Consider the following 13,346-nt stretch of genomic DNA (forward strand, 5'->3'; position numbering starts at 1 on the left):
TCATACCTCTTTCTGTCCGGTCAGGCCTGCAACAGGGCGGACGCGTAGGCGGGGTTGGTGTAGTCGCGCCAGGCCGCGATCCGGCCGTCGCGGAGCTCGTAGACCGCCATGTTCATCACTGGGGCGAGCTTCTTGCCGGGCAGCGCGAGCCCATGGATCTGCTCGGCGATGACGACGTCGTCGGTCAGGAACAGGGCGAGCGCGTCGGCGACCTGCGCACGGAAGGTGTCCACGAAGTCGCGGACCAGAGTGTCCTTGTCAGGGGCGGACATGGCGGGGTGCCTCCGGGATCGAATCGGTCGGGTCGGCGTCGTCCGCCAGGGGGGCGTGGTCAGGAAAGAGGCCACGCCGCGCCCCCGGAAACGGCGGGCCGTTGCGTCACGACCGTGAGCGTAGGACGCACATTTTGGACCAGCAAGTCCAGACGCGACGAGCCGAAGCGGCTCCGGCACATGCCGCTGCCGCTACCCGGCTGCCTCAATGGCGCGGGCCTCGTGGTCCCACAACCGATCAGCGGTGTCGGGGGCGAGAGCGAGGACACATGTGGCTCACTCGTCTTCAGTGATCCCTGCGTCCTGCGGACGCGTAGGTGTCTCAAAGGGGCTGAATGCGGCGGCCGTCGAGGGTCAGGATGCCTCTGTGCGTGCGTCGGTCGAGGACCGCCGCTCATGTTCGGTGCGCGCCGCCTCCAGGAGGTTGCTCCATGAGGTGACCTGGGGACGTCGGCGCAGCAGGGCCCGCCGCTCGCGCTCGGTCATGCCGCCCCAGACTCCGTGGTCGATGCGCCGGTCCAGGGCGTGCGCCAGGCACTCGGTCTTGACCGGGCAGGCGGCGCAGACGCGTTTACCCGCCGACTGCGCGGCGCCCTCGGCGAACAGCTCCTCGCCGTCCTCCTGTTGACACGCCGCTCGTTCCCACCACGTGTCCTGCTCACCACTCACAGCTTCCGCACCGCCTTCCGAAGCCATGACAGTACGCCACGCTGATACCCAACAGGCATTCCAGCACCGGTAGTTGAACGCCGGGTGACGATTTCCGGCCCTGCGGGCCCCGCGTCGCGGTCCTTGCGCGGCGGGACGACGCGCTCCGGGGGCTGCGGCGACGCTCTCGCCGAACGGGCCGGTCAGGTCGCGGCAGTGAGGTAATCGCTGGCCGCTTGCAACCGCGCCCGAGCGGCCTCCACTTGCACGCCCCGGTCTCCGGACATGCGTCGTTCGGTGCGGTGCTTCTGCTCAAGCGTCTCGATCGCCCTGTCATCGCCCCAGAGGGCCCAACGCCTGAAGGTGCCGCGGTTCTGTCGTGCCATGATCCCCTCCGATGGGTGTTTGCGGATTCTTTGCAGGTTTATATCGGCTTGCGTAGGTATGCGCCGTCGACGAAACGTGCCCCTGCCGGCGACCCGCGTCAGTAGACGTCGTCCTCCCTCACCAGCGTGAGCAGCCGCAGCGTTTCCACGTAGAGCCACAGCAGAGTGAGTACGAGACCGAAAGCCGCCGCCCAGGAATCCTCCGGGCGAGCAGCACGGCGGCGAAGACGGTCATCGTGCCGAGCACCGCCTGGACCACGATGGTCTGCACGATGGCCCACTTCAGTGTGGTCGGCGACCGGTGGCCGAGTCGGCCGGAAGGTGACTCGGGACAGCGAGGCTGGAACCGCCGCTTCCCGAGATCGACACGAGACTCACACAGACTCCGTAACCAGTCAATACGGTGACATGCGCGAATCGAGTCCGTCCGTAACCATCTTGACAGGTGACGCCTATCGCAACCATGCTTGCCGTAACCGCTCCAACTAGTGATGAAGCGAGTTGCACCGTTCACAGCAACTCGCCATCCACCCGAAGGAAATCGCCCCACCTCACAACGAGGAACTCACAGGCAGGCGACACCATGTCTCACGCGGCACACATCAACGAAGCAACAGCGGCGGCAGCAACGGCGGCGGCGCGACACACGCCCACTGACTCAGAACCGTCGCCGAAGACCGACACCCGGCCCGACCAGACGCAGCTCTGGAGCTGGTCGGGAACCGCCGTCATGTTCGGCTACGGACCGGACAGCAGCGCCTTCCTGTAGGACGCCCCCTCGCGGCCGGCCGCCCACCCACGGGCCCGCTCACACGTCCACACAGATGAGCCAGTAAGCTATATAAGTGCTACATTCGAGTGACAGATAAGAGAGAGCCTCTCTCCCTAAGGAGCGCACCATGACCGTCTACGACCGTCTCTTCATCGCCGGAACCTGGACCGCACCGAGCGACCCCGAGCTGCTGGACATCCGCTCCCCGCACGACCGGTCCGTCATCGGCCGCGCCGCCCAGGCGCAGCCCGCCGACGTCGACCGCGCCGTCGCCGCCGCCCGCGCCGCCTTCGAGGAGGGCACCTGGCGCGAGACGCCGCCGCTGCAGCGCGTCGCGGTGTTGCGCCAGTTCAACGCCCTGCGTGAGGCGAACGCGGAGCGGATCGCCTCGCTGATCTCCGCGGAGAACGGCTCGGCCGGCTGGTTCACCCTCGCCGGTCAGCCCGGACTGACCCGTCAGGCGAACGCGTACCTGAAGGCGGCGGAGCAGTTCGGCTGGGAGGAGACGCTCGAACCGTCGGACCCCGCCGCCCCGTTCCGCAGCGTGGTGCGTCGTGAGGCCGTGGGTGTGGTGGCCGCCGTGATCCCCTGGAACTCACCGTTCTCCTCCGCGACCTCCAAGATCATTCCTGCCCTGCTGGCGGGCAACTCGGTGGTGCTGAAGGTGTCGCCGGAGAACTCCCTGAGCATGGGCTTCCTGGCCGAGCTGCTGGAGCAGGTAGGTCTGCCCGAGGGTGTGATCAGCGTGCTGCCCGCCGACCGGGAGACCAGCGAGTACCTCGTCTCGCACCCCGACGTCGACAAGATCGCGTTCACCGGCTCGACCCGCGCCGGCCGTCGGATCGCCGCCATCGCGGGCGAGCAGCTGAAGCGCGTCAGCCTGGAGCTGGGCGGCAAGTCCGCCGCGCTGATCCTGCCGGACGCGGACGTGCGCACGGCGGTGCAGGGGCTGAAGTTCGGCTCGCTGCTCAACAACGGCGAGTCGTGCATCGCCCAGACCCGCATCCTCGCGCCGCGCGTGCAGTACGAGGAGGTCGTCGACGCCGTCAAGGAGCTCGTGGAGTCCCTGAAGGTCGGCGCTCCGGAGGACCCCGACACCTTCATCGGCCCGATGATCCGCCCCGACCAGCAGCAGCGCATTCGCGACTACATCGAGATCGGCATCAAGGAAGGCGCGCGTCTGGTCACGGGCGGCCCGCAGATCCCCGAAGGCCTGGAGAACGGCAACTACGTCACCCCGACCGTCTTCGCCGACGTCGACAACTCCATGCGCATCGCGCAGGAGGAGATCTTCGGCCCGGTCCTGGTGATCATCGCCTACGACGACGAGGACGACGCCGTCCGTATCGCCAACGACTCCGAGTACGGCCTCTCCGGCGGCGTATGGTCCGCCGACACCGAGCACGCCCTCGCCGTCGCCCGCCGCCTGCGGACCGGCACCATCACCGTCAACGGCGCGCCGATCGGCTTCGACGGCCCCTTCGGTGGCTTCAAGAACAGCGGCATCGGCCGCGAGTACGGCGCGGTCGGCCTCGGCACGTACACCGAGTACAAGACCGTCACCCTGTGACCTGGCCCTGCCAGGCAGCTCCACCAGCCCCCCACCCACGTCGACTCCCGCCCCACCTGGCCTCTGAAAGGCTCCTCTCCGATGTCCACCACGGCACAGCTCTCGAGCGCGCCCCGAACCCGCGGCGTCGCCGCAGCCATGAGCGCCCTGATTCTGGCGGTGCTCCTGTCCGGACTCGACCAGACCATCGTCTCCACCGCCCTGCCCCGCATAGCCGAGGACCTCGACGGATTCGACGACATCGCCTGGGTCAGCGCCGCCTATCTGCTGGCGTCCACCGCGGTCACACCGCTGTGGGGCAAGCTCGGCGACATGTTCGGGCGCAAGCGGCTCTACCTCGCCTCGACCGGCATCTTCCTCATCGCCTCCGTCGCGTGCGGCATCGCGGCGAACCTGCCTGAACTGATCGGCGCCCGCATCCTGCAGGGCATCGGCGGCGGAGGCATGATCGTGCTGACGTTCGCGCTGGTCGGTGACATCGTCGCGCCGGGCGAACGCGGCCGCTACCAGGGGATGTTCGGCTCCGTCTACGGCGTCGCCAGCATCGCGGGACCACTGCTCGGCGGCATCTTCACCGACCAGCTCTCCTGGCGGTGGGCGTTCCTGATCAACCTGCCCGTCGGCGCGGTGGCGCTCGGCATCGCCGCCCGCATGCTGCCGGCCGCAACGAGGAACGCCAAGGCTGTCCGGATCGACTACCTCGGCGCACTGGTCCTGGCCGCCATGGCCACCGGCCTCGTCCTGATCACCTCGTTCGGCCGGCGCTGGGGCTGGGCCTCCCCCGGCATCATCGGCCTGATCGTCGCCACCGTCGCGCTCGCCGGCCTGGTGGTCCCGGTCGAGCGCCGCGCCGCGGCCCCCGTCCTGCCGCTGAGCATGCTCACCTCGCGCACGGTGGTCCTGACCTCGCTGATCGGCTTCGTGGCCAACGCGGCCATGTTCAGCGTCCTGGTCTACCTGCCCACGTATCTGCAGATCGTCGACGGCGTCTCCGCGACGCTGTCCGGCCTCCACATGATTCCGCTGGTGGCGGGCCTGGTCATCAGCCAGTCGCTGGCGGGACGGTGGGCGCGCCATGTCGAGCGGCTCCGGCTCATCCTCGTCGTCGGCATGCTGCTCAACGTCGCGGGCCTGCTCCTGCTGGCCACTGTCGGCGCGGCCACGAACGCGGTCGTCCTCTGCGTCTACTTCCTCGTCACCGGTGTGGGTATCGGCATGGTCCCGATGGTGGTCCTGACCGCGGTGCAGAACAGCGTTCCCACCACGGATCTCGGCGCGGCCAGCGCCGTCGTCACCTTCGCCCGGTCGATCGGCGCCGCCTTCGGAGTCGCGGTCTTCGGCACCCTGCTCACCAGCGGGTTCGCCGCACGGCTCGCCGGCAGCGCGGTCAGCGACGGCTTCGATGCCTCCCGGCCCGACACCATCGCCCAACTGCCCGCCGCGGTACGCGACACCGCGCAGGACGCCTTCGCCCACGCCATCGGCTCCTCGTTCCTGTGGATCACGCCCCTGGTCGTCGCCGGAACCGTCCTCGCATTCCTGCTCAGGACCCCGGGCGGCGTCCGGGAGGCCCCCACGAACGCCGCCTCGCGTCCCGCCGACGAGCATGTGACGGCCGTCTGAGGGGTGCATCCCCAGGCCAGCCGGGCACCGCCACCTACCGGGCAGCACACATCGCCGTATGGCGGGTGCCTCGCCCCACATAAGAATCGCAACCACTCAATTCCGTGACGACATGCGATGGGTTGCTCCATCACACCGACAGGACGGTGAAGACATGGCAGACCAGCGCAAGGACACCGAGAGCGGCCCTCCCATGGCCCGGCGGGCGATGCTCGCCACCCTCGTGGCGGGTGCCGCGGGACTCGCCACCGCCCCTTACCTGCAGCGCGGTTGGGAGAGCGTCCTGGGCGCCGCCTCCCAGATCGACGCGACCGGAGTCACCGGGCTGCTGCCGAACCCGGGCGGATTCCGGTACTACAGCATCGTGGGATCGGTGCCGCGCAAGAACACCACGAACTACGAGCTGCGGATCGACGGTCTCGTCGACCGGCCCAGGATCTTCACCCTGCCGCAACTGCGGGCGATGCGGCAGACCCGCGTCGTCCACGACGTGGTGTGCACCGACGGCTGGCGCGTGGAGAACACCCCCTTCGAAGGTGTGAAGCTCGCCGACATCCTCGATGCCGCGGGAGTACGCCCCGAGGGCAAGGCCCTCCGCTTCACCTGCTTCGACGGCGCCTACAGCGAGAACCTCACGCTGGAACAGGCGCGCCGATCCGACGTGATGGTGGCCCTGAAGATGCAGGACAAGCCCATCACCCACGAACACGGCGGACCGGTCCGGCTGTACACGGCCGCGATGTACTTCTACAAGTCGGCCAAGTGGCTGTCGGGCATCTCGGTCACCGACGAGGTGATCCCCGGCTACTGGGAGGAGCGCGGCTACGACATCGACGGCTGGCTCGACGGAGAGGACAGGCACGGCGATGGCACGGCTGCCTGAAAGCGACGGCAAGGTCCGCCGGTTCACCCGGGCCGAGCGCCTGGTCCACCGCGCCACCGGCTACCTGATGTTCCTGTGTCTGGTGACCGCGGCCTGTCTGTACCTGGGTCCGCTCGCGCAGCTGGTCGGGCGGCGCCATCTCATGGTCACGGTTCACGAGTGGTCCGGGATCCTGCTGCCGGCCCCGTTCCTGCTCGGCCTCCTCTCCCCCGCGTTCCGCGCCGACCTGCGCCGGCTGAACCGCTTCGCGCCCTACGACAGGAAGTGGCTGCGCGCGGCGCGCCGGCGGCTGACCTCGTCGTCAGCGCGTCCGGCCGGGAAGTTCAACGCGGGCCAGAAGCTCTACGCGGGCTGGATCGCCGGTGCCGTGCTGCTGATGATGTTCACGGGCCTGCTGATGTGGTTCACCGGGCTGCTGCCCGCGATCTCCCGGACCAGCGCCATCTTCGTGCACGACTGCCTGGCCTGGGGCATCACCTTCGTACTCATCGGGCACATGCGTCAGGCGGCCAAGGACCCGGAGGCTCGGCTCGGCATGCGGACCGGGTACGTGTCGCCGCAGTGGGCCCGGGAGAAGCATTCCAAGTGGCTGGGGGACGACGACCCGCAGGCCGGGACGGGGAGCGCCGGCGCAGCCGAGTCGCGCCACGGCCGAAGCAGTCGAATGACTTAGCACCCGGGCGGCCGCCCTTCTCTACCCAAGGTGTGCGACCGCTGTGCGCCGCCTGAGAACACACTGACCAGCTCGGCCCCGGGTCCGCCCGGGGCCGTCGCATGTGCCGGTCCGGTCGAGAGCCCACCGGGACTCACCGTCATGTGACTGATGTGCGCCGCCTCCGCCGCGGGCGAAAGTATGAGCACAAGCAGCCACCCCGGCACACACAGCCAACCACACTCATCACGAGTAACCCTCTTGACCGGTGATACAGACTCGTGGGAGCCTCTTCCCGAAGCCGACGAGCGCGGGGCGAGCGGCGCAGTGGCGCCCTTGCCCGCCAGTCGGTGAACGGATCGAGCACTCCTGAACCAGCATGCGCAGACGGGGTACTGCCCGACGACCTGCGGACGACGAAACCGGGGGACGACCCTCGGACCGGATCGCTCAGCACGCACACATGTGTCTCCGCCGCGCGGCAGACACTCGATCGATTAAGGAATGTCATGAGACGACTTCTGACCGTCCTCGCGGCCGCGGTGCCGCTGGTGACGGCAGCGGTGTATCTGCCCTCGGCCACGGCGGAATCCGCGGACTCCGCCGCCGCGCCGTTCCGGTGCGCGTCCACCCCTCTTCCGCTGAAGGCTCCTGCCGGCACCAGGATCGAGTCCGTGACGGCCGTGAGCCGGCCGGCGGGGGACGTCGAGGTGCCGCCCGTGTCGCCGCTGCCCGGGGACACGGTCAAAGACGTCCCGGCCCACTGCGAGGTGACCGTCACCGTCAACCACCTGGGCGCCGAGGACCACGCCAAGGTCCAGGTGTGGCTGCCCGAGTCCTCCTGGAACGGCCGGTTCCAGGGCGTCGGCGGCAGCGCCTACGCGGCCGGTGACTACGGCGCCGCGCTGTCCGCCGCCGTCAAGAGCGGCTACGCCACCGCAACGACCGACGCCGGCGTCAGCACCTACGTCGACGTCGACTGGGCCCTGGACGACCAGGGGAAGATCGACCGGACGCTGCTGAAGAACTTCGCCTCGCGGTCCGTGCACGAGGCCGCGGTCGTCGCCAAGCAGGTCATCAGCGGCGTCTACGGCCGCTCCGCCTCGTACTCGTACTTCAACGGCTGCTCGACGGGCGGCCGGCAGGGCTACGCCGAGGCGCAGGCCCACCCCGACGACTTCGATGGCATCCTCGCCAACGCGCCCGGCATCAACTGGGACGAGTTCGAGGTCGCCACGCTCTGGCCGCAAGTGGTGATGAACGAGGAGCACACCTACCCCACGAAGTGTGAACTCGACGCGGCGACGCAGGCCGCCGTCAAGGCGTGCGACACACTGGACGGCGCCGCGGACGGAGTCATCGGCGATCCCGCCGCGTGCGGTTACGACCCGCGCAAGCTGATCGGCACGACCCTGGAGTGCGACGGCAAGCAGGTGACCTTCACGGCCGCCGACGCCGCCGTGATCCGCAAGATCTGGGACGGTCCGCGCGACACGCACGGCAAGAAGCTGTGGTTCGGCCCCACCATCGGGTCCGAACTCAACGACCTGGCGGCATCGGCGCCCGACACCGACGGCACCGTCAAGGGCCAACCGTTCCAGGTGCCCGCCGAGTGGGTCTCGACCTTCGTGAAGAAGCAGCCCTCCTTCGACGTGACGACCATCGGCTACGCGGAATTCGAGAAGCTCTTCCGGCAGTCCCAGGCCGAGTACGACAAGGCCATCGGCACCGACGACGCGGACCTGTCGGGCTTCCGCAACTCCGGTGGGAAGCTGCTGACCTGGCACGGCCAGGCCGACCAACTGATCCCCACCCAGGGGACGGTGGACTACCGCGAGCGGGTCGAGAAGAAGCTGGGCGAGGCGCAGCGCATCGACGACTTCTACCGGCTGTTCCTGGTGCCGGGCACCAACCACTGCGCCGGCTACGGCAACACCGGTCCCGTGCCGACCGACGCGCTCGGCGCGCTGACCAAGTGGGTCGAGCAGGGCAAGGCCCCGCAGACGCTGAAGGCCTCGGTCACGGATGCCGCGGGCAGCACCGTCACCCGTGACGTGTGCCGCTACCCGCTGGTGCCCCAGTACAAGGGCCACGGTGACATCGCGGACGCCGCCAGCTTCCGCTGCGTGCGCTCGCACCACTGATCTGCTGCACCACCCCATGAGTGAGGGGCGGGCCCGGACCGATCACCATCGGTCCGGGCCCACCCCTTCACGTCGTACGGGCGCCGGCGTACCGCCCCAGAAGAATGAGGTGGCCGTCGGTCCTGACGGGGGAAGCCGCGACCGACGGCCATCTCGGCCTGCCACCCGGCCGACCAGTCGGCCACCGGGCGACAGGAGCCTGTCTCTGCCTCTACAACGTGTCGCGAGGGCACCGGAGTTCACGGTTCCCCGAAGTATTTCGGGAAACGCCGAACGGCGGTTCAAGGGGCAACGTGGTTATGTCCGTGGTTGCGGGCTCTGGCCCACTTCTTGTGGAGCTGCGCTACATCGCATCAGGACAGGGTCAGCGGTGGCTGCCACCGGCCCGAATGGCCTGCCGGCAGCTCCATGTCGCGCCGGATCACCGTGTAGTACTTCTCCCGGGCCGTTCGCTGCTTCTCGAGCTGCGCCGACCATGTATCAGCGGTGCAGCCAGGAGCACCCAAAAGGCCTTCCACCTCCATCACGGTGAGCGCCCATCCGTGCGCCGCCTCTACGACCTCGGGAGAGCCGAGCATCAGCAGCCCTTCTCCGGCTGCGGAGCGGGCGTCGGCGGCGTCGACCAGGAGGGAAGTAACCTCTGCGGGCGGCAGAGGGTGCGGATAGCCGTCGAGGCCGAGATGCGCCGCGACGCGGCGATGAAGCGTGACGGTCCTCTTCAGCGTCAGCGCGTAGTCGGTGTAGGCCGCGAGCTGACGCTCCTGCCACCGAGCTGCGTGCTCCCGGCGGAACCTCGCCCGATCGCCACGCATGACCACCACGTACGAGCCGAAGGCTCCGATCATTACCCCAAGCAGGGCGGGCAGTTGCTTTATGAAGTCTGACACCGCCGCATGGTAGTGCTCTATAGATCCAAGGTGGCAGCCGTCCCGGCTCTAGCACCGAGCTGCGCGACGTCGAACCCGCCGGGCAGCGGCAGGGCCGACACGGCGCATGTCCTGCGCCTTCCCCGGACTCGAACGAAGGTTCCCGTGCCTGCTCCACAGAAAGTGGGCCAGAGCCTGGTTGCGGGAGTCGTTTGTCGATGAGTTTGGGGTTCTGGCACAGATCTTGGGGAGCCGTCGCGGAGCGTCACCGCGGTGTTCGATTGCAAGGACCCGGATTCCTGTGAGGCCGCGTACGCCTTCCCGCCTTGCAGCAGGGAGTGACGCTCCGTCAACTCTGCGCTCGACCTCTCCGGTGACCGCAACGAGCGGTGGCGGTGCTGGTCATGCAGGCCGATGCAACGTTCTGGGACTCGCTCGTGTTCGACGGAATCGACGACGTGGGCGTCGAAGCGGTGACCGCCACCTTCGGTACGGTCGACGTCACGGCCAGAGGCCGGGCACCCGGGGCAGCCTGTCCGGACTGCGGCCACTCCTCGAACCGAGTACACGACTCCTACCAGCGCAGACTGATGGATCTGCCGCTCGCTGAACAGAGTGTCGTGATCCATCTGACGGTCCGGCGTTTCATCTGCGTCATGGACGACTGCCCGCGTCGCACGTTCGCCGAGCCGTTCGCTCAGTTGACCGTTCCGTACGCGCGCTTCACCACGCGGCTGGGCCACATCCTGGAGCGCGTCGGGCTCGCACTCGCCGGACGGGCCGGCGCCCGGCTGACCGCCCAACTGGGCTTCCAGGTGGGACGGATGACCCTGCTGCGCAGGGTCATGGCGCTGCCTGACCCACAGCTCAGCACGCCGTGCGTGCTGGGTGTGGATGACTTCGCTACCCGCCGTGGGCAGACCTACTCCACCGTCTTGGCCTGCGGAGAGACCCATCGCGTGGTGGACGTGCTTCCGACGCGCGACTCCGGGCCGCTGGCCGCGTGGCTGGCCACCCACCCGGGTGTGGAGATCATCTGCCGGGACCGGGCGGGGGCCTATGCCGAGGGAGCGCGACTCGGCGCTCCCGCCGCGATCCAGGTCGCCGACCGGTTCCACCTGTGGCAGGGCATCGGCCGAGCCGTGGAAACCTGCGTCGCCGCCCACCGCGAATGCCTGAACGGACCCACAGCGCCACCACGAACGGGCGTTGAGGCGTCGCCCAATGACTCGGTGCGCGGCGGACCGGACCTTGATGGCCGGCGGGCCCAGCGCAAGAAAGCCGTGCACGCCCTGGTCCACGAACTGCTCGCCCAGGGCCACTCCCGCCGGGCGATCGCCCGGCATCTGGGCTGGGGGCTCAACACCGTGCTGCGCTACGCACGTGCTGCCACCTGGCAGGACACCCTCCGGGAGAACCGCCCCCGGCCCAGTCGTCTGGATCCCTACAAGCCCTATCTGGAGCGCCGGTTCGCCGCGGGATGCACGAACGTCACGCGCCTGCATCACGAACTGATCGCTGCGAACGCGCCCGTCACCTACCAGATGGTCCGCGCCTACATTGCCACCCTGCGCGCTGCACCGCCGCAGGCGCCGCCCCCGCCGCCGACCGTGAGGCGGGTCACCGGCTGGCTTACCCGTCACCCCCCAACCCTGAGCGAAGACGAGCGCGCCGCGTTGAAGGACGTCCTGGCTCGCTGCCCTGAACTGGGTATCGCGGCCGAACATGTCCGCGGTTTCGGCGAGATCCTTGCTCACCGGCTGGGTCCCACACTCCCCGCATGGATCGAGGCCGTCGATGCCAGCCAGCTGCCCGGCCTCACCATCTTCGCCCTCCACCACCTCCGAGACCTCGATGCGGTGACCGCCGGCCTCACCTTGCCCTGGAGCTCCGGCGGCACGGAAGGCGCCGTGAACCGCATCAAGAAGATCAAGCGGCAGCTCTACGGCCGTGCCGGATTCGAGTTACTCCGCAAGATGATCCTGCTTCAGTGATACTCCGCGCCCACTCTTGGGGAGTGGGCGCGGAGTGTTCCTAGAACGGAGGCTCCAGGGAGTACCCGTTCTCGCCCATAGGAACGGGCTTGCGCTCCTGCTCGGCGGTCCGTTCCTCGGCTACCGTTGGATGAAGGGCCATCGCCTCGACCGCGCGCCCATGGCGGACCAAGACCTCCAAGAGTTCCTTACGTGCCTTGATCGTTCCGAGGGAGCGCAGTTCAGCGGCGGCGGCTTCATGGCGGCCAGCGGCGCTGAGAAGGTGAGCCTTCACGATGCCGAGGTCGGTCCAAGGGGACGGGTCGGCTTCGGCCACAGCGATCGCCTCATCGATACGTCCCAGACCGGCCAGGGCCCAGGCCCGCCACCAGTGCTGGAACTCCTCGTGGCCATAGTGGGGCACGACACTGGAGTGCTCCACCAAGTAGAGAAGCTCCTCAGGACGGTTGAGAAGTGGTGCGACAAGCGGCCACAAAAGGTTGGAGCAGTCGTACGCGCCGAAGCCAGGTTCAGCGACGGCGATCGCGTCGTCGAGGCGGCCGTCCGCCAGCAACGTCGTGGACAGCCAGGCGCGATACCCGGTCCAGTCGTCGGCAGCGATGGCGTCCCTCATCACGGCTTCGGCCTCCGCTGCCCGCCCATGGTCGCGCAGGGCGCCCGCGTAGATGTCCAGGACCGTGTGCGCGTGCTCTCCAGTGCTCAGCTCGCGCAGCTCGGCGAGCCTGCCGTGACGTGCCAGCAGCTCGGCGTAGGCGGTAAGGGTGTCCTGGGAGAAGCAGTGGCCTGCGGTTATGTCCCGGCCGAGGATCCGGATCGCCTCGTCGGGGCGGCCGGCGCGCTCCAACACCTGGGCCTGTAGCTCCTGCGCGTTCCAGAAGCTCTGGTTCCACCGGTCCTCGCCGCGGGCCCGCCGCGCAGCGTCGGCGTGCGGGGCGATCAGCTCCAGCACCTGTTCGTCACGGCCCTGCCCCTCGGTGACCTCCACCAGGACCGACAGCCTCCACCAGCCGTCGACGTGCCGAACCAGCAGGTCGATCGCCTCATCGACGCGCCCCGCTTTGACAAGCAGTACCGCGAAGTCATGGCACTCGGCCTTCGATGCGCGGCCGACTTCATCGAGACGAACCAGGTCCAGAGCCACTTCCGTTCGGCCCGCCTGAAGCAAAATGTCGGCCTTCGCCCACAGGGCAGCCCGCCAGCCGATCGTGACGAACGGCTCCACCACCTCCAGAGCCCGGTTGAACTCTCCCGCCCGGCACAACTCCTCCGCCGCGCCCGTGGCGCAGAACCACTCCCCGCGTTCCGCCGCCGCCTGGATCACCAGGTCCAAGTGGCCGTGCTCCAACAGAAAGCCCACATTTCTCGGGGACAGTCCGCCAAGAGTGCGAGCCTGCCATCCAAGATCATCGATGTTCATGGGCGCGAGCCTAGAAGCACCCACTGACATACGACGTCATGCAATCGAAGAGCTCAGCTACGATCCGCGACGGCTCCCCAAGATCTGTGCCAGAACCCCCTACAGACCGACATAGCCAG

13 protein-coding genes are annotated in these 13,346 nt (G+C 68.5%); 7 read left to right on the forward strand and 6 right to left on the reverse strand.

Features of this window, described 5'->3' with window-relative positions; translation table 11 throughout:
• Nucleotides 1–20: 20 nt before the first annotated feature.
• From ACVHNB_RS21120 to ACVHNB_RS21135, 4 genes are all read right to left on the reverse strand, one after another.
• Nucleotides 21–272 (reverse strand): hypothetical protein, encoded by a 252-nt coding sequence (locus ACVHNB_RS21120; RefSeq protein WP_456225564.1) that lies wholly within the window; start codon nt 270–272, stop codon nt 21–23.
• Between the two features lie 354 nt (nt 273–626).
• Entirely contained in the window at nt 627–968 is a 342-nt protein-coding gene (locus ACVHNB_RS21125; protein ID WP_428957170.1) for a WhiB family transcriptional regulator, read from the reverse strand.
• A gap of 155 nt (nt 969–1,123) precedes the next feature.
• Nucleotides 1,124–1,306: a hypothetical protein gene (locus tag ACVHNB_RS21130; RefSeq protein WP_428957169.1), complete on the reverse strand. Its 183-nt coding sequence runs from the start codon at nt 1,304–1,306 to the stop codon at nt 1,124–1,126.
• A gap of 98 nt (nt 1,307–1,404) precedes the next feature.
• Nucleotides 1,405–1,587, reverse strand: coding sequence for a Bax inhibitor-1/YccA family membrane protein (locus ACVHNB_RS21135; RefSeq protein ID WP_456225565.1), 183 nt, complete (start codon nt 1,585–1,587; stop codon nt 1,405–1,407).
• 302 nt (nt 1,588–1,889) lie between these two features.
• On the opposite strand from ACVHNB_RS21135, the gene ACVHNB_RS21140 reads away from it, so the two are divergent.
• The 6 genes from ACVHNB_RS21140 (at nt 1,890) to ACVHNB_RS21165 (ending at nt 8,950) form a co-directional block, all read left to right on the forward strand.
• A complete protein-coding gene (locus ACVHNB_RS21140; RefSeq protein WP_428957167.1) occupies nt 1,890–2,075 on the forward strand; it encodes a hypothetical protein in 186 nt (61 codons plus the stop codon).
• Between the two features lie 130 nt (nt 2,076–2,205).
• A complete protein-coding gene (locus ACVHNB_RS21145) occupies nt 2,206–3,648 on the forward strand; it encodes an aldehyde dehydrogenase (RefSeq protein WP_456225566.1) in 1,443 nt (480 codons plus the stop codon).
• Nucleotides 3,649–3,729: 81 nt separating this feature from the next.
• On the forward strand, nt 3,730–5,271 hold the full coding sequence (locus ACVHNB_RS21150; protein WP_456225567.1) for an MDR family MFS transporter: 1,542 nt from the start codon (nt 3,730–3,732) through the stop codon (nt 5,269–5,271).
• Between the two features lie 154 nt (nt 5,272–5,425).
• Nucleotides 5,426–6,154 (forward strand): molybdopterin-dependent oxidoreductase, encoded by a 729-nt coding sequence (locus ACVHNB_RS21155; protein ID WP_456225568.1) that lies wholly within the window; start codon nt 5,426–5,428, stop codon nt 6,152–6,154.
• Nucleotides 6,138–6,827, forward strand: a complete 690-nt coding sequence (locus ACVHNB_RS21160) for a cytochrome b/b6 domain-containing protein (protein WP_456225569.1) — start codon at nt 6,138–6,140, stop codon at nt 6,825–6,827. The genes ACVHNB_RS21155 and ACVHNB_RS21160 overlap by 17 nt, the downstream gene beginning before the upstream one ends.
• 488 nt (nt 6,828–7,315) lie before the next feature.
• On the forward strand, nt 7,316–8,950 hold the full coding sequence (locus ACVHNB_RS21165; protein ID WP_456225570.1) for a tannase/feruloyl esterase family alpha/beta hydrolase: 1,635 nt from the start codon (nt 7,316–7,318) through the stop codon (nt 8,948–8,950).
• Between the two features lie 353 nt (nt 8,951–9,303).
• Here ACVHNB_RS21165 and ACVHNB_RS21170 read toward each other — a convergent pair whose 3' ends face one another.
• Nucleotides 9,304–9,837 carry a hypothetical protein gene (locus ACVHNB_RS21170; protein WP_456225571.1) on the reverse strand — a complete coding sequence of 178 codons (534 nt, stop codon included), beginning with the start codon at nt 9,835–9,837 and terminating at the stop codon, nt 9,304–9,306.
• Nucleotides 9,838–10,205: 368 nt separating this feature from the next.
• Between ACVHNB_RS21170 and ACVHNB_RS21175 the strand changes: the two genes are divergently transcribed.
• A complete protein-coding gene (locus tag ACVHNB_RS21175) occupies nt 10,206–11,810 on the forward strand; it encodes an ISL3 family transposase (RefSeq protein WP_456225572.1) in 1,605 nt (534 codons plus the stop codon).
• A gap of 40 nt (nt 11,811–11,850) precedes the next feature.
• Here the strand turns inward: ACVHNB_RS21175 and ACVHNB_RS21180 are convergent, their stop codons facing one another.
• Entirely contained in the window at nt 11,851–13,227 is a 1,377-nt protein-coding gene (locus tag ACVHNB_RS21180; RefSeq protein ID WP_456225573.1) for a hypothetical protein, read from the reverse strand.
• Nucleotides 13,228–13,346 lie beyond the last annotated feature (119 nt).

Source organism: Streptomyces sp. YJ-C3 (genome assembly GCF_053891275.1).